This is a genomic window from Alkalitalea saponilacus (genome assembly GCF_900168165.1).
GTDB classification, from domain to species: Bacteria; Bacteroidota; Bacteroidia; order Bacteroidales; family Marinilabiliaceae; genus Natronoflexus; species Natronoflexus saponilacus.
In genome coordinates this window covers 1-17,512 of record NZ_FUYV01000027.1, presented here as the reverse complement: position 1 = coordinate 17,512, position 17,512 = coordinate 1, and the positions used below count along the sequence as shown (strand labels likewise).

Below are 17,512 nucleotides of genomic sequence, written 5' to 3'. Positions count from 1 at the left end.
TGTTGATAGCATAGAAACGACGTGGGGATCATAGCACCTCGTAGAGGTGCTATAATTTTAATGGAATTACGACAATAAAACGAATCAATCTTTTAAATATCATAAATCCATACAAAAACCCTATTTTTGTATTATAAATAAAACACTGCGCCACTTGTGGCATAGTGGCAAAATTAAATCTTCATGGATTCCACAAGACAAAAAAAGATAGGACGCCTTATTCAGAAAGAGATGAGCGAAATTTTCCAGATGGAAGTTCGCGACATTACCATGGGAACCATGGTAAGTGTTACAACTGCACGGGTCAGCCCGGACATGGGGCTTGCTAAAGTCTATTTAAGCATTTTTCCTGCCACTCAGAAAGAAGAAATTTTCAAAAACATTAAACAACAGAAGACCAAACTAAGATTTCTGTTGGGACAAAGGGTAGGCAAGCAATTGCGGGTAATTCCTGAGTTAACTTTCTTCATTGATGACTCATTGGATTACATTGAAAGAATCGACGACCTTTTAAAAGAGTAACCGCATGCAGTATGATCCCATAAAACGTTCCCTGGGCAAGGTATTTAATCGGAATCCATTTTTGAGAATTCTCTTTTATCGGTTGCTCGACATTCTGTTACTACGATCGTGGTACATACGCAGGGAGTTGCGGCAATGGAAAAAAATTGCTCCTAAGAACGCAAACATTCTTGATGCAGGCTCAGGATTTGGTCAATATGTTTGGCGCATGTCGCAAATGGGCAAGGATTTTCAAATTACCGGCGTTGATGTAAAGCAGGAACAAATAGAGGATTGCAATCTGTTTTTCAAAAAAAAGAAGCTACATAACAGAATTACATTTAAACAAGCGGATTTAACAAAGTTTTCTGAACCCAAAACCTACCACTTAATCCTGTCGGTAGATGTAATGGAGCACATTGCCGAAGACGAAAAGGTGATGTCAAAGCTTAACCAAAGTTTGAAATCCGGCGGGATGTTGATCATCTCTACCCCATCGGATCAGGGCGGTTCGGATACGCACCATCATCACCAGGAAAACCAAGGAGAAGTGACCGGTTTTATTGACGAACACGTTCGCGACGGATACAATGCAACCGAAATAAAAGAGAAACTAAAGCGAGCCGGTTTTACATCGGTGAAAGTGGAGTATTCCTATGGCAAACCGGGCAATATTGCCTGGAAGCTATCCATGAAATACCCCATTATTATGCTGAATAAAAGTAAGCTGTTTTTTATATTGTTACCCTTTTACTATTTATTGACATTCCCGGTGGCGTATGTTTTAAATCATCTGGATGTGCGACAAGTACACCAATCGGGCACGGGACTCATCGTAAAAGCCATTAAGTAGAGCGATATGACATTAGCCATTCGAATAGCCATCAGGTATCTGTTTGCCAAGAAAAGCCAGAACATCATCAACATCATTTCCTGGATTTCAGTGATTGGCATTCTCACCGGTTCGCTCGGATTGCTGCTTGTTTTATCCGTTTTCAATGGCCTGCACGGATTAATAGGCTCATTTTTCAGCACTTTTGACCCCGATTTTAAAATAGAACCCGAAAGGGGCAAGGTTTTCAGCATCGACAGCATTGATTACCGGGGCTTGGTTGCCATCGACGGCGTAGAGGCCGCCACCATGGTAATGGAAGACCATGTATTATTCAGGTTTAGTAACCGACAGGTGCCGGGTCGGATTTTGGGAGTTGATGATTCATTCAACCAGGTATCGGCCATAGATACCATTATTGTGGACGGAGAATTCAGGCTTCAATACAACAACATGCCGGAGGCTGTTGTTGGTTACGCTCTGGCAAGTCAACTGGCTTTGCGAATGAATTTTGTTACTCCGCTGATGATGTATGCACCCGAGCGCTCGGGGCGCATCAATCCGGCACGTCCCGATCAGGCTTTTCGTTCGCAATACGCGCAACCTTCGGGCATGTTTATGGTGAATCAGATAGATTACGATGCCGGCTATGTCATCATCCACATAAATCAGGCGCGCGAACTATTGGATTATGATGAGAATACTGTTTCGTGGATAGGCGTCAGAGTTGCTGATGGCGTTCGTCAGGAGAGTGTACGGCAGCGATTGCAAAATCACCTGGGAGAACACTTCACGGTAAAAAACCGTGAAGAGCAACACGACACCTTTTTTCGCATGATGAAAGTTGAAAAACTGATGTCATACCTCATTCTCTCTTTTATTCTGTTGATTGCCATTTTTAATGTAATTGGAACCCTTTCCATGCTTATTTTTGAAAAGAAGGAGAGCATTGCTACACTACGAAGCATGGGGGCTACGCGCCAGCTTATTAATAAAATATTTCTGTTTGAAGGTTGGCTTATTTCCCTTGCCGGGATGACCGGGGGAATTCTTTTGGGAGTCTTGCTTGTATGGCTTCAGCAAACCTATGGTTTGCTTCGCTTTCAGGGCGGTGAAGCCTTTGTGGTTGATGCCTATCCCGTTATATTGCGTTGGGTTGATGTCTTAACCGTTTTCCTGACGGTATCCATTACAGGATTTTTGGCCGCCTGGTATCCGGTTCGGGTTATTGTACGTCGCTACTACCCTGTAAATCGCCAGGAGTAAAACCGGCGTAGTCGGTTTTAATTCCATTCAGTATTTCATCTATTTCTGCAACGCTCTCGCTACGGAGCATTTGGATTTTCGTACTCCTGAAATTCTGCAATCCTTTAAAAGTTACCGCCAAGTGGCGTCGCGAATGCAAAATACCTCTTCGTTCGCCCAAGTGATCAACGGCTTTATGTAATACTTCTCTGATCATCTCAACATGTTCATCCATGGTGATGGGAGGCAACAACACCCCGGTATCCAGGTAATGCCGGATTTCTTTAAAAATCCGGGGTCTTCCTATGGAGGGGCGACCAATCATAATGGCATCTACGCCGTAACGGTCAAAATAGAGGCGAGCTTTTTCGGGTGAGTCCACATCGCCATTTCCAATGATGGGGATATGAATTCGGGGGTTGTTTTTCACTTCACCTATCAATGTCCAGTCAGCCTCTCCGGTATAAAGCTGCGAACGGGTTCGGCCGTGAATGGCCAGAGCTTTTATACCTGTGTCCTGTAACGGTTCAGCAATTTCCGCAATAATCTTTGAGTCGTGATCCCACCCTAAACGGGTTTTTACGGTAACCGGCAATTTTACCGCGTTCACGACCGCTTTGGTAATTTTAAGCATCAGAGGGATGTCTCTCAACATTCCCGATCCGGCGCCTTTCGTGGCAATTTTTTTAACAGGACAACCAAAGTTGAGGTCAATCAATTCCGGATTTGCCGCTTCGGCAATCCGGGCTGCTTCGGCCAATGCATCGGGATCTTTCCCATACAATTGTATCCCAACCGGGCGCTCCTCCTCTAAAATGGTCAGTTTGCGCTTTGTTTTCTCCACATCCCTCACCAGCGCATCAGACGACACGAACTCCGTGTACATCAAATCCACACCATACTGCTTACATAAACTGCGAAACATGTGGTCTGTAACATCCTCCATGGGAGCCAGCAACAGAGGCTCCTTTCTTAATTCCAATTCTCCTATCTTCACGCGACCTGAATAGTTGTAATTGTTTTATTTTGACGCCACAAATATACTACTTCTCACAGACAGTCTAAACTTTTATTAAAACTCTGATGATAAGCCAACCATGTTTTGGTTGATCATTTTGACCTACATGACGGCGCTCTCCTTGAATTAAAGAGGTGGCGAGGGTTATTTATAACTCATTATCGTTTAGTTAAGACCTGACAGGTTTCGATATTTTTATTAGTTCTACTTTGACAGATTATAACACATTCGATATTATTCATTGGGGCTATTATGTTTTCGCCCAAAAACGCTAAACTAACCCTGAAAGGGTTTAATCGATAACCCGGGGTACAGCCCCGGGATGAGGATACAACACAACCAAAGCCCTGAAAGGGCGACAGCAATTCTAATCTGTCAAAGTAGTATTAGGACAGGATGAAAAAAGAAATAATATCAATAGTTACCGGAAAAAACCTGTCAGGTTTTTTCGCTTAACTAAACGACATTGATTTCTAATTACTAAATGCCAAAACTACTGCACATGTTAAGTTGCAGATCAGTTATCTCAGAAAGACAAAAAAGTGATCGGACTCATTACCTCTAATTAGAAACATTATTCGGAGAATGATATTGATAGATAGAGGTAATAATTGATACAATTATTACTGTATAATATAGTTTCGCACCATCTCTTCATATTAAATATCCAGTGAAAATTTTGAAATTATAATCAGTTAAACGATGCAAATAAAAAATAAAGGTTGCTTGCAATAGGCAATTTCCCTAAATTTAGTGATGTATAAATGTCCAAAAGCAAGTTATTCTTTTTATATAGAACATCTTGCCTGTTTAGATGTTAATCAAAAACAAGTAAATTCAACCTTAAAAGGAGTGTTTGTGAGCATAATTCTCTGAAAAAATTAGGCAATGACGATTCATTTATCAAAATCCCGATTAAAATACCTCTCCCGCCTCGGCCTTTTTCTGTTTCTGTTGATTTTATCAGGGCTGTTTTATGCATCCTGTAACACACAATCATCCAGAAATCAGTCAGGCAAAGCTCATCTGGGTGAATCACCTATGACTGACTCCATGGTTGTAGATCAGTTGATTCAGAGGTCCAGATCATTTTATGAAGAAACCGGAATGAGGGCTGAACCTTTTGATAGGTTTCTGCAGGAAGCCATGGAAATAGCTTCTCGCCATAACTTGTTATGGCAACAAGTAAGGATTCTCAACACCATTGGAAGAAGATATAGGGATAGATCAGCCTATGGGGAAGCTCTACGCTATCATAACAGAGCTTTAACCATAGCGCAAAACATCAACAATAAAGGTCTGCTATCAGAGGTATATAATCAGATTGGTGTGGTTTTTAGACGCACCGACGACAATGCCATAGCATTGGACATGCATTTTAAGGCTTTGCGTTTAGCCGAAGAGACACGGGATTCATTTAATATCAGCGTTGCAATAAACAGCATTGGGAATGTAAATGCAAACCTTGGCAGATACCATTCGGCCATTGAGTACTTCTTAAGAGCTCTTGAATATGCTGATAGGCTGGACAATACACTAGGGAAAGCGATAAACAACCACAACATAGGCGAGTGCAGATTAAAAATGGGGTATCCAGAGGAGGCATTGGAGTATTTTCAGAAATCGCTGGCATACAACAACCAGATTGGTAGTCGTGCCGGACAATCAATCTGTTACAATAGCATTGGAGCAGTTTATATCGCCAAGGATGATCCAGTCACAGCTTTAGAATATCTTGAAAGGGCATTAAATATAAATGATAGACTTGGAGATTTGATGCAGGTCTCCATCAGTCACTCAAAAATAGGTGAGGTGTATCTTTTGTTAGGTGATTTTGCAAAGGCCGATGACCATCTTAACAAATCCTATGAACTAGCTAAGAACATCGGTTCAAGATTTCAGGCAGAAGAGAGTTTGCGGTTACTTTCAAGACTTCATGAAGCCAATCATAATTACGCAACATCTCTGGAATATTTTAAAACTGCAACAGCTTATCGCGACAGTATTCTGAATGAGAAAAACATAAATCACCTTACAACCATGGAGGCCATGCTGGAAACTGAGGCTCAAAGAAACCGGATTTATCAATTGAACCAGATGACCTCCGAACAATTAATCACTCTGGGCAGACAAAGATTAATGCTTACTATAATCATCATTATTTTTGTCATTCTTGCAGTTATTACGACTTTATTGATATATCAGCACAGGCTTCGAATAAAATATAATAACCTAAAAAACCAGCATAAGCTTTTGCGCTCGCAAATGAACCCGCATTTTATATTCAATGCACTAAGCGCCATCCAGGTTTATGTTCTTGAGCATGATGTGGAAAAATCTACGAAATTCCTGACCGATTTTGCCAAACTCATGCGGCTGGTACTAAAAACATCGCATCATGACTTTATTCCGCTTAAGGATGAATCTGAAATTCTAAAATACTACCTTGAACTTCAAAAACTCCGGTTTGTATCACCTTTTAATTATCAAATAACCATTGATGAGGGATTGGATCAAGAGAATACATTCGTTCCCCCTATGCTTACTCAACCGTTCGTGGAAAACGCCGTGGAACACGGCGTTAGATTGATGGAGAACCAAGGTCATCTTGATATACGATTTAAAAAACTCAATACACAAATGGTTGTGGAAGTTGAAGACAATGGCATTGGAATCTCATCCAGCATTGATCAAAAGCAAAAAAGCGGAATAAACAAGAAACATGAATCTATGGCTATAAAAATCACCAAGGAGAGGCTTGATGTAATCAGAAATGATATTGGAGGCAAGGTGAGCCTTGAAATCATTGACAAGAAAAACATAAATCCTTTTGATAGAGGAACGCTGATAAGAATCATTCTGCCAATAGTATCTCAAAACAACTAATTTCAATGGAGCCACTAAAAATTATGATCGTTGAAGACGACCTGTTTACCCGAAGAGTGGTAGAAGTGATTATAAAAAATCACTTCAATGAGTTTGTAGTGTCTGCAGCAACAGGATCGATAAAGGAGGCTCATCATCTATTGGAAAGGGTAAGACCCGATTTACTTGTACTGGACATACAGCTTGAGGATGGAAATGCTTTTGAACTTTTATCTCAAATTCCTGTAATAGATTTCAAAATTGTATTTATGTCATCCTATTCAAGTTATATGGAGCAGGCTGTGCAGTTTTCAGCGGTTGATTTTATAAAGAAGCCATTTGATGAAAGTGAATTTGTTCAAGCGCTTGATAAAGCACTCGATTCATTTAACGACAGGGAGTATCCAAAAAGAATTGAGACTCTTTTATTAAACATCAATGAAGAACCTCAAAACAGGACACTTCTTCTCGTAACAAAAGACGGTAACGTTAAAGTTGATATAAACAGCATTGAATATGGCGAATCAATCACAAAAGGAGCATATTTTCACCTTTTATCGGGCGACACCATCCATGTTTCGTTCCCATTACGAAGATATGAGCCACTTTTATCTGAGTATGCCTTTTTCAGATGTCATCCTTTAATGCTTGTAAATCTCAGACATATTGAGTCTTTGGACAGAAGCTCTTCTGAAATACGGATGAAATCCGGGACAATAATACCTGTTGATGGTTGGCGACTTTCCAATCTGATAAACAAGCGTGATTCACTGACAATGATTTGAAATTAAAAGGAACGAAATCCAATCAGTTCACGAACCTCCTTCAATGTCTTGGATGCGCTTGCATGTGCCTTTTCTCTTCCAATTTCAGCCACTTTTCGCAGGTAAGCATCATCGGCAGCAATGGCTTTGATTTTTTCGCGCATAGGCTCTGTGAAAATGATGATATCTTCTGCTAACTGCTTTTTTAAATCACCATACCTGATAGAACATTTGCTGTACTCCTCTTTGAAAAACTCCAAAGTTTCGGGCTGCGAAACCACCGACATTAACGTAAACAGGTTGTTAATGGGCTCACTAACCGGGGTGTTTGGCTCGGTTGGGCCAGAGTCTGTAACCGCTTTCATCACTTTTTTGCGAATCACTTTCGGGTCATCAATCAGATAGATGCCATTCCCTTCCGACTTCCCCATTTTACCTGTTCCGTCTAATCCGGGAATTTTAACCAATGCCTCACCAAAATTAAAAGGTTGAGGTATGGGAAAATACTCTGTGTCGTATATTCGATTAAACCGGTTGGCAAATTTACGAGTCATCTCAAGATTTTGTTCCTGGTCTTTTCCTACCGGAACTTTATTTGCATGATGGATGATGATATCTGCAGCCATCAAAACGGGATAAGTCAGCAAGCCGGCATTGACGTTTTCAGGTTGTTTACGAGCTTTTTCCTTAAAAGAAGTGGTTCGCTCCAATTCCCCAAGATATGCATTCATATTGAGCAAGAGCGTAAGCTCTGCCACCTCGGGCAGATCACTTTGAATATAGATGGTTGCTTTTTCGGGATCAAGACCGGCAGCAAGATATTCCGCCAAAACCTGACGAACATTACCATGAAGATCCTCCGGGGCAGGATGCGTTGTGAGCGAGTGATAATCAGCAATAAAAAAATAGCAATTAAAATCATTCTGCATTTTCAAAAAATTCTTCACTGCTCCAAAATAGTTTCCTAAGTGCAGGTTTCCTGTTGGTCTGATTCCGCTTACAACTGTTTCCATGTTATCGTAATTCTCTGTCTTATTATTAAATCAGGTGCAAAAATAATCAACAAAACGGCAAAATGTTATTTTTTTTCATGAAACTTCCATAAGTAGGAAAACACTATTCCAAAGTGGCGGCATTTTTTCTAACTAAAGTTTCATTAATAGCATGGTATTCTATTTTTATGTTAGCGTAATTTAAGCACAGACAAAACTGCATGAAGGCGCACAAATGCATTTTCCTTCCCGATCCAATTGGGAGGATATTATGGCCTGATTAGAGGGCTCAATTCCCAATGACAATGATTGGCCTGTTTTAAAAAATTATTATATTCGTGTAGCCGCATTGTACTAAATGTTACAACATTAAAGGACTACCCGGTTAGCAGTATTTTAAATTATATGACAAATTAATCTCCTGAAGGGGTAATATATTCAACAAATCGATGAAAGTCTCTGTAATACTTCTATCTATTATATGTTTATCCACGTTTAATATTCAATCACAAGTTTTCCGGGGTGGTTTTAAAGGAGGGGTTGTGGCTTCCGAGGTTTCAGGAGATCATTTATCCGGGCCAAACAAATTCGGTCTATATGGTTCGGCTTTTACCATGTTACCACTCTCGCAATACTCCTTTTTGCAAATGGAGGTGATGTACATTCAGAAAGGGAGTCGTTCGGTTCCAAGTGAGAGTAACAACTATTTTGACTATCGTTTTAACCTGCAATACGTGGAGGTTCCATTCCTTTTTGTGCAAAACATGTCGGCCTACACCTCCTTAAATTACCTCGATAAAATTTTGTTTCATGGAGGGTTGTCTGTATCATTCCTCGTCAATTCCAATGAGAGTGAAGATTTAGTAGAGTATCCCAACAGGAGCGACTTCAATGCAGCAGAGCTCAACCTTTTGGTTGGATTTTCTTACCCACTATATGAAGCTCTTTACCTGAATTTTGGATATTCTAATTCACTGACCCCAATACGATCTCATGCCGACGGGCAAACAACCTGGATTAACCGGGGACAATACAATGTACTATGGACGCTTGGCTTAACATGGATATTTTGGTAAAGAAAAGATTGAGGAGACTTCTCAAAATAAAATTCCAAAGCGCGGCACAAGAAACATGTCCCTTATTCAGTCCAAAAGAAAAGGTTTGCATCAAGGAATATTTTTTCATTATCCGGATAAAAACAGGGCTACAACTTGAAATTAACATCCAAAGATGTTAATTTGAAACTCTTTTAGATAAGAGGCATTTTTCTTTCTTAATCAAAAAGAACAATAATTAAGGAATGTAAGGCTTGGTGTGGATTTGAGAGCATCTAACTTAGAAATTATATAAATAAAGATGTTTTTCTTTATTTTATTTTTAAATAGTGATCGAAGCCATTACATTTGCATTTTAAAAAGAAAATTTGAATGGTTTTTGGTTATTTCCCCCTCCCAAAACGTTACTTGTTTTGCAAATCTCTTATAAACAAATAAATATCAATTAATATTAAAACAGAATCTTTATGAGCAGTTTATTAAGTTCTTCCATTGGGAAGAAGTTGCTGATGGGGTTATCGGGGCTTTTCCTGATTTTATTTCTACTTATCCACCTGGCGATCAACTCCCTTATGTTGGTTCCAGATGGCGGAGAGACCTTCAATGCGGCAGCGCATTTTATGATCACCAATCCCATTATAAAGGTGACAGAGCCTCTACTGGCAATTGGATTTCTGGTTCACATTATCTATGGTTTTATGTTGACCATTCAAAATCGCAAGGCCAGAGGAAAAGACAGGTATGCGTCGGGTAATAAAACATCTGGTGTTACCTGGGCTTCTCAAAACATGCTAATTCTAGGAATTACCCTCTTGGCATTTTTAATTTTGCACCTCGCTCACTATTGGGTGAAGATTAAAATTACGGGCGATCCGCTGTTAGACCCTGTAATGGTTAATTTAGCAGGAGTAGAGACAATGGTTGACAACGCGTATGCGTTGGTTAATACATCTTTCGGATACCTTTGGATTGTAATTGTATATGCCGTTGCCGGTATCGGTCTGGCTTTACATCTATCTCACGGGTTCTGGTCGGCTTTTCAAACAGTTGGTTTCAGCAACAATATTTGGCGTAAGCGCCTTACTGCTATCGGACAAATTTATGCCTGGTTCGTTGGATTAGGCTTCTCACTCATAGCAGTTTTACAGTATTTATTCTATCAAGGTTAATTATTTAATCCTTTGTGATTATGGCAAAAATTGATGCAAGAATTCCCGAAGGGCCTGTAGCCCAGAAGTGGACAAATTATAAGAAAAATCAAAAATTGGTTAACCCTGCCAATAAAAGGAAACTCGATATCATTGTTGTAGGAACAGGATTGGCAGGAGCTGCAGCTGCAGCATCTTTTGGTGAAATGGGGTTTAATGTAAAGATATTCACCATTCAGGATTCTCCTCGTCGTGCGCACTCCATTGCTGCTCAGGGTGGAATTAACGCCGCTAAAAACTATCCAAACGATGGTGACTCGGTAAACAGATTATTTAGCGACACCGTTAAGGGTGGCGACTACCGTGCCCGTGAGGCGAATGTGTATCGTCTGGCTGAAGTTTCAACTTCAATCATAGACCAATGCGTGGCTCAAGGTGTACCTTTCGCCCGAGAGTATGGAGGTTTGCTTGACAATCGTTCATTTGGAGGAGCCCAGGTGAGCAGAACTTTCTATGCCAGAGGCCAGACCGGTCAGCAATTATTATTGGGAGCATACCAGGCTCTTATGCGTCAGGTAAACCTCAAAACTGTAAAACTATATACCCGCAACGAGCTGGTTGACATCGTGCTTGTTGATGGAAAAGCAAGAGGTATTATTTCGCGTGATTTGGTAACCGGAGAAACTCAGCGCCATTTTGGTCATGCTGTGGTTATGGCAACCGGAGGTTATGGAAACACCTTCTTCCTTTCTACCAATGCCATGGGATCCAACGGTTCAGCGGCATGGCAGGCCTACAAGAAAGGCGCCATGTTTGCAAATCCATGTTTTGCTCAGATTCACCCCACTTGTATCCCTGTTCATGGAGAATTCCAGAGCAAACTGACTCTTATGTCGGAGTCGTTGCGTAACGATGGACGCATTTGGGTTCCTGCTAAAAAAGAGGATGCGGAAGCCATTCGAGCCGGAAAACTAAAACCAACGGATATTGCGGAAGAAAACAGAGACTATTTCCTTGAACGCCGTTACCCGGCTTTCGGAAACCTTGTTCCACGTGATGTGGCATCACGTGCAGCAAAAGAGCGTTGCGATGCAGGCTTTGGAGTTGGTACCACCGGATTGGCCGTTTACCTTGATTTTAAAGAATCCATCGAAAGACTGGGTAAGGACGTGATTGAAGCCAGATATGGAAACCTGTTCCAGATGTATGAAAAAATCGTGGACGACAATCCATACGACACACCCATGATGATTTACCCTGCCATTCATTATACCATGGGAGGCGTTTGGGTTGATTACGAATTACAAACTACCATTCCCGGGCTCTTCTGTGCCGGAGAAGCCAACTTCTCAGACCACGGAGCCAACCGCCTTGGTGCCTCTGCTTTGATGCAGGGATTGGCCGATGGTTATTTTGTTCTGCCATACACCGTTCAGAACTACCTGGCCGATGATATCAAAACTCCAAGAATGACCGGTGATGAGAAAGAGTTTGTTGAAACCGAAAAAGCAGTAAAAGACCGATTTGAAAAAATCCGTAATGTAAACGGAAATCGTTCGGTTGACAGCATTCATAAAGAGCTTGGTTTGGTGATGTGGGATTTTGTTGGAATGGCCAGGAACAAAGAAGGACTTCAACAAGCCATTGAAAAAATCCGTGCCATTAAAAAAGAGTTCTGGAGCAATGTCCGCATTCCCGGCGACAAGGAAGGAATGAACATTGAACTTGAAAAAGCAAACCGTCTTGCTGATTTTATTGAAATTGGCGAACTGATGGCCATTGATGCACTTAACCGTGAGGAGTCATGTGGAGGACACTTCCGTGAAGAGTTCCAGACTGAAGATGGTGAAGCCATGCGTCAGGATGATAAATTTGCTTATGTATCATGCTGGGCGTATAAAGGCGATGGCCAGGAACCGGAGCTGCATAAGGAAGAACTGAAGTTTGAAGATGTGAAGCTGATTCAGCGGAATTACAAATAGTGGTCGCAGGCAATTTCAATTATATTAACAGAGTTTTATCATGGAAAAAAATATAAATATCACTCTAAAAGTCTGGAGACAAAAAAACGCCCGCGAAAAGGGGCGTTTTGAAACGTACCAGGTAAAAGATGTTTCTACCGGGAGTTCATTCCTGGAAATGATGGATATTCTTAATGAACAATTAATTAACGAGGGAAATGAGCCTGTGGCTTTTGACCACGACTGTCGCGAAGGAATCTGTGGCATGTGCTCGCTATACATCAATGGCCGTCCTCACGGACCCGATGATGGTGTTACCACCTGCCAGTTGCACATGCGCAAATTTAAGGATGGTGATACCATCTGGATCGAACCTTGGCGTTCTGCTGGATTTCCTGTGATTAAGGATTTGATAGTGGATCGTACAGCTTTTGACAAGATCATTGCTTCAGGAGGTTATGTATCGGTAAATACCGGAGGTGTCCCCGATGCCAACGCCATTCCAATTCCAAAACCCGATGCGGATGAGGCCATGGATGCTGCTTCATGTATTGGTTGTGGAGCTTGTGTTGCTGCTTGTAAAAATGGCTCAGCTATGTTGTTTGTATCTGCTAAAGTTAGCCAACTTGCACTTTTACCTCAAGGCAAAGTGGAAGCTGCTCGCAGAGCCAAAAATATGGTTGCTAAAATGGATGAACTAGGATTCGGAAACTGTACCAACACAGGAGCTTGTGAAGTAGAGTGCCCAAAAGGGATTTCTGTAGCTCATATAGCAAGGCTGAACAGGGAATTCCTGAAAGCAAAAGTTCAGGACTAAACGAAGTAGAATATGATAAAAAATGGTGCATAGTTAAAACTGTGCACCATTTTTGTTTCAGTTCAAAAACCTTAACCCTCGTAATAAGCAAATGTTACTTTACGTCTTGTCCCCTGGCCTTTACCAGCAAGTATATTATTAAAAAAAGCTGCAGCAGCCTGAATTTGAATCGTCTCTCCACTTTTGCGCACCACATCCCAAAATCTTACTATCTCATATTCATTTTTTATAAACATATCGTGAGCAGATTGAAGTTTGCCATGATTCTCCGCAGGAACCACTACAGTAAAATGTTTGCCCAACAATTCCCCCGGTAGATATCCATATATCTCATTGTATCGTTCATTTACATGAACGTAGTTCCCCTTTTCATCGGTAACACAAATTCCAAGTTCGCGTTCTTCATCGATGATGAATTGTGCCTTTTGTGGATTAGCCTCAATAAGCTCCTTGATCTCTTTGGTTCTGAATACATTAATTCTTCCCATACCCTGATTTTTTAAATTGATTGTTGATGTTTCGTTTGTTTGATGTATCAAACAGACCAATCATTTTTTTGTTCAACATTGAGTAGGCGAACATTTAACGATACATGAAAGATCAGGCTATAACGGAATTTCAAAAGTGAACCTGCTTCCTTTTTTCGGAAATGAAGCGACCCGAATTTCTCCACCCATCAGTTCAACCAGACTTTTACAGATGGATAGCCCCAGCCCGGCTCCTCCATAATCCTTCCCGCTTTTTTCATAAACCTGGTTAAACCGGTTAAAGATGGACTGATGGTGCTTCGGATCTATGCCGATCCCGGAATCTTCAACGAAAAACTCAACAATATTTTCATTTAGGTGATAGCCAAACTCAATGGTTCCATTTTCGGGAGTAAACTTAATTGCATTGGCAATTAAGTTATTAAAAACCTGGGTTAGTTTCGGAAGATCTCCTTTGATAACAATCTCTTTTTTGGGAGGAAGCGTAGCTTTCAGAACAATATTCTTGTCATTGGCAGGAACTTCAAAAAAAGCAGTTAATGAACTCATCAACTCAGCCAAATCTATTTGTTCTTTGTTTAAAACAGTACTTCCTGTTTCTATTCTGGAGATTTCCAGAACATCATTAATGAGCCCCAATAATTGTAATCCGCTCTTGATGATAATGTCCAGATAATATTCACGCTTATCTTCTGACACATCACGCTGTTTTAATAATTCAGCAAATCCCATGATGCCATTCATCGGGGTGCGTATTTCATGACTCATATTAGCCAGAAAAGCCGATTTTAACCGATCGCTCTCTTCTGCCTTTTCCTTTGCCAATAACAGTTCCTTTTCAATCTGCTTCTGGTGGGTTACATCGCGCACGATGCAGATGGTTTCATTCGCCTGAAAATAGATCATGCGCGACTCATAAACCATCTCTTTCTCTTCCTCTCTGATTGTGTAGTTATAAGTCTCAACTCCTTTCCCTGTGATCGCTTTATTGATGTTTTCAATTGTGAGGGATGCCAATTCCGCTGGCAACACCTCGCTCACATGCTTATCCATAAAACTCGCTGGAGAAACTAGCAAACCCTTTTCTTCATGAACATGGTAATCAATAAAATATCCATCCCCATTAAATACAAAGATTATATCGGGAATTATCGCCAACAGGCCTCGTAGTTTGGCATGGTTGCTCTCTGCAACATCTAAAGCTTCTCGCAGAGTATGCACCAATTCTTTTTCGCGGGTGATATTGGTAATCGTTCCATAAGCTCTAATTTGATCTGAATTCTCTTTTCTTTCAACCATCCCGCTTCCCAGAAGATAAATCAGGTTACCATCCGATAGTAGCAGTCTGAACTCATTTTTCCAAATATTGCTTTGTTGACCGGGCTTAATCCTCCACAAATCCAACATCTTCAATCTGTCATCAGGGTGAATCATTGTTAAGAGTCTTCTAAATGAGGACGGACTATTGCTGCTCCCAATGATGGAGCGAATATTTCCATTCCAGATAAAGTCATCATCAGTACTGTTCCATTCAAAAATGACATCGTTGGTGTGCATGGCCACCAACTTGAATCGCATCTCGTTTTCCAGATTTTCCTGTTCGGCCAGTTTTCGGCCTGTAATATCCCGGCCTAAAACCACCAAGCCCTTTCTGCTTCCATCAACATTAAAAAGAGGTGCTTTTATTACATCAAAAAACTTTCTGACTCCATCAGCTTGCACAAAATGTTCCTCAACATTTATTGGTCTGCGAGATTTCCAGGCGAGATTGTCTGTTTCATGGCAGAATTTAAGTTCCTTGCTTCTATTAGGAATCAGCAAGGACAAATCACGATAGTTCTTCCCCCGGTAATCGTAACCTTCAAGGCCAAACAGACTGATTAAAGATTGGTTTGCCTCCATCCAACGTCCTTCCCCATCTTTAAAACAGATAAAATCCGGCGTGGAATTAAACAAAGTAAGCAAATGTGCATTACGTTCTTCCAAAGCTTCCTGAATGCCTGCGCTGGTATTGTAATCATTGATTGGTTCATTGCTTTTACAATATGAGGAAATAGGCTTTTGTGAAAACTCCTCATTATTGAGATTCAAATCATCCTCAAGAATCTTTATTGTTTGGCGGATCAACGTCTGTTTGTAACTCTCGTGAGGCACAGAACCATATGTGTGAATGCAGAGAAAAATGTGGTTACAGTTTATGGCTTTGAGGCGAGAAACGAAACAATGACTAGCAATTGGCGATGACTTGACCTTAAACCATTCTTGTTGACTGCTCAACGTTAAATGCGGCTCAATTTCTTTCAGAATGTGATGATATTCACTCGCAGATCGCCCATTTTGGTGTTTATAAAACCAATCAACACGATCATCCTTTTTTTCAACAAGTCCCACATGAGCACCCAGAACATTTGACAAAACATTCAGGCTGCTTTTCCAATCCGGCTCTCCGGGTGAGTTAAAGAATTGTTGATTTTTTATCATTAAACAACAGACTATTGGATTAAGAGTTTGTGAATATTTAAACAATATTACAAAAAAAAGATATTGTATCGCCAAAAATGATGATCAGATTTTTACATATCGGAGAAGAAAGAATTTAATTCTGTCTTAATGCAGAGATAGCGGAAAATTAGTCGCTAATGGCTTCACTCCAATAGAACAGTTATTCAACTCAACAAAAAAAGATTGACTATAATTATAGCAGAACATAAAGATCTTATCCGTAATTTTAAACCTTTCAAAAATCGATGGGTTGTTAATCACAACATTTTTATGCAAGATAGATATATCATTTTACCTTTTTGTAGAATCTGTATGAGCTGGTTTCCATCGTTGTTACGCCAATGCGTAACAACCACTTCCATCTTAAAACCAAGCATAATAAATATTCCTCTGCGAAAAAATATCGCAATTACAATACTCCTTTTTATCCCATTGTCGCTCAAGGCCAATAGTCCTGATTCCATTCCAATCACAGAAATTGAGACAAAATCAACAAGTCGTCATTTCCCTTTTATAATGGGAATTACAGCAGCCTCGTTTCTTGCTGACAAGCCAATAAACAGCTATTTTGTAAGCAATCGTTCCTCGTTTTTAAATTCTGCTACAAAAATTACCGATCTGGCAGGAGATAAATACCTGATAATACCTGCTTCCGTAATAACCTATGGAGTGGCTGGTTATATAATTCGTGATGAAAAGCTTACAAACACCAGTTTAAATTCCATTCAGGCACTGGCAACCACAGCCATTACAACCGAAATAGTGAAGCAATTAGCAGGCAGAGCCCGCCCTTACACCGAACGTGGTTCGCATCATTATTCGCCATTTCCAATAAAAAATGACGATTTTAAGTCCATGCCATCGGGCCATGCGGCGCTGGCTTTTGCAGCATTTACTCCGTTTGCAGAGAATTACTCAAAATGGATATATTTGATCCCGGTATCGGTGGCTGCCGGGAGAGTTTATCAAAATCAACACTGGTTTTCAGATGTAATGGTTGAGTCCACTCCGACAACCTCATTTTCTTAATTGACGGAGAATTGGATATTTTCAGAAATGAACAGCCTGGCAGGTAATATTGCCGATAAAAATGTTTTGATTGCAAAATAAAGTTCAGATCCACCTGTCATATAGGCAAAAGTCTTTGATTTGATCGCTTTTTGGGCAATAGACGTAGTTCTTTGACATAATTGTTTTGTGTATTTGAGTATCCGGACAAAATTCACCCACAAACAACGGATGTTGGCCCACATTTGGTGCTTTATTACACCACGATACCTGCTTTTTGCGTTAGAGTAATGGTAGCCTAACTGAAAAATGGTAG

The 17,512-nt window shown here is 40.6% G+C and carries 15 protein-coding genes; 10 read left to right on the top strand and 5 right to left on the bottom strand.

Features of this window, described 5'->3' with window-relative positions; genetic code table 11:
- Nucleotides 1-183: 183 nt before the first annotated feature.
- Genes rbfA through B5X70_RS16440 form a run of 3 tightly spaced genes read left to right on the top strand, consistent with a single transcriptional unit; the run spans nt 184 to nt 2,599 of the window.
- Complete coding sequence (gene rbfA / locus B5X70_RS16450; RefSeq protein WP_079559000.1) at nt 184-522, top strand: 30S ribosome-binding factor RbfA; 339 nt, start codon at nt 184-186, stop codon at nt 520-522.
- A gap of 4 nt (nt 523-526) precedes the next feature.
- Nucleotides 527-1,354, top strand: a complete 828-nt coding sequence (locus B5X70_RS16445) for a class I SAM-dependent methyltransferase (RefSeq protein ID WP_079558999.1) — start codon at nt 527-529, stop codon at nt 1,352-1,354.
- 6 nt (nt 1,355-1,360) lie between these two features.
- Nucleotides 1,361-2,599 (top strand): ABC transporter permease, encoded by a 1,239-nt coding sequence (locus B5X70_RS16440; RefSeq protein ID WP_079558998.1) that lies wholly within the window; start codon nt 1,361-1,363, stop codon nt 2,597-2,599.
- Here the strand turns inward: B5X70_RS16440 and dusB are convergent.
- The gene (gene dusB, locus B5X70_RS16435) at nt 2,559-3,575 is read right to left on the bottom strand and encodes a tRNA dihydrouridine synthase DusB (RefSeq protein WP_079558997.1); all 1,017 of its coding nucleotides are present in this window, start codon (nt 3,573-3,575) and stop codon (nt 2,559-2,561) included. The genes B5X70_RS16440 and dusB overlap by 41 nt on opposite strands.
- Nucleotides 3,576-4,484: 909 nt before the next feature.
- Here dusB and B5X70_RS16430 point away from each other — a divergent pair.
- Entirely contained in the window at nt 4,485-6,482 is a 1,998-nt protein-coding gene (locus B5X70_RS16430) for a tetratricopeptide repeat protein (RefSeq protein WP_079558996.1), read from the top strand.
- A 5-nt stretch (nt 6,483-6,487) separates the two neighbouring features.
- Complete coding sequence (locus B5X70_RS16425; RefSeq protein WP_079558995.1) at nt 6,488-7,246, top strand: LytR/AlgR family response regulator transcription factor; 759 nt, start codon at nt 6,488-6,490, stop codon at nt 7,244-7,246.
- Nucleotides 7,247-7,248: 2 nt separating this feature from the next.
- On the opposite strand, the gene trpS is transcribed toward B5X70_RS16425, so the two are convergent.
- Complete coding sequence (gene trpS, locus B5X70_RS16420; protein ID WP_079558994.1) at nt 7,249-8,238, bottom strand: tryptophan--tRNA ligase; 990 nt, start codon at nt 8,236-8,238, stop codon at nt 7,249-7,251.
- A gap of 428 nt (nt 8,239-8,666) precedes the next feature.
- On the opposite strand from trpS, the gene B5X70_RS16415 reads away from it, so the two are divergent.
- The 4 genes from B5X70_RS16415 (at nt 8,667) to B5X70_RS16400 (ending at nt 13,198) form a co-directional block, all read left to right on the top strand.
- Entirely contained in the window at nt 8,667-9,293 is a 627-nt protein-coding gene (locus tag B5X70_RS16415; RefSeq protein WP_079558993.1) for a porin family protein, read from the top strand.
- A 446-nt stretch (nt 9,294-9,739) separates the two neighbouring features.
- Nucleotides 9,740-10,441 carry a succinate dehydrogenase cytochrome b subunit gene (locus tag B5X70_RS16410; RefSeq protein ID WP_079558992.1) on the top strand — a complete coding sequence of 234 codons (702 nt, stop codon included), beginning with the start codon at nt 9,740-9,742 and terminating at the stop codon, nt 10,439-10,441.
- Nucleotides 10,442-10,461: 20 nt separating this feature from the next.
- The gene (locus B5X70_RS16405) at nt 10,462-12,402 is read left to right on the top strand and encodes a fumarate reductase/succinate dehydrogenase flavoprotein subunit (RefSeq protein ID WP_079558991.1); all 1,941 of its coding nucleotides are present in this window, start codon (nt 10,462-10,464) and stop codon (nt 12,400-12,402) included.
- A 40-nt stretch (nt 12,403-12,442) separates the two neighbouring features.
- Entirely contained in the window at nt 12,443-13,198 is a 756-nt protein-coding gene (locus tag B5X70_RS16400) for a succinate dehydrogenase/fumarate reductase iron-sulfur subunit (RefSeq protein WP_079558990.1), read from the top strand.
- Between the two features lie 71 nt (nt 13,199-13,269).
- On the opposite strand, the gene B5X70_RS16395 is transcribed toward B5X70_RS16400, so the two are convergent.
- Together B5X70_RS16395 and B5X70_RS16390 are read right to left on the bottom strand one after the other, a co-directional pair.
- The gene (locus tag B5X70_RS16395) at nt 13,270-13,686 is read right to left on the bottom strand and encodes a PAS domain S-box protein (protein ID WP_079558989.1); all 417 of its coding nucleotides are present in this window, start codon (nt 13,684-13,686) and stop codon (nt 13,270-13,272) included.
- A gap of 117 nt (nt 13,687-13,803) precedes the next feature.
- The gene (locus tag B5X70_RS16390) at nt 13,804-16,167 is read right to left on the bottom strand and encodes a PAS domain-containing protein (protein WP_079558988.1); all 2,364 of its coding nucleotides are present in this window, start codon (nt 16,165-16,167) and stop codon (nt 13,804-13,806) included.
- 291 nt (nt 16,168-16,458) lie between these two features.
- Here B5X70_RS16390 and B5X70_RS16385 point away from each other — a divergent pair, with 291 nt between their 5' ends.
- Nucleotides 16,459-17,217: a phosphatase PAP2 family protein gene (locus B5X70_RS16385; RefSeq protein WP_079558987.1), complete on the top strand. Its 759-nt coding sequence runs from the start codon at nt 16,459-16,461 to the stop codon at nt 17,215-17,217.
- Here the strand turns inward: B5X70_RS16385 and B5X70_RS18405 are convergent.
- Nucleotides 17,214-17,512: hypothetical protein (locus tag B5X70_RS18405; RefSeq protein WP_234995087.1), on the bottom strand; the 299-nt coding region annotated here is incomplete at its 5' end. The two genes, B5X70_RS16385 and B5X70_RS18405, sit on opposite strands and share 4 nt — an antisense overlap.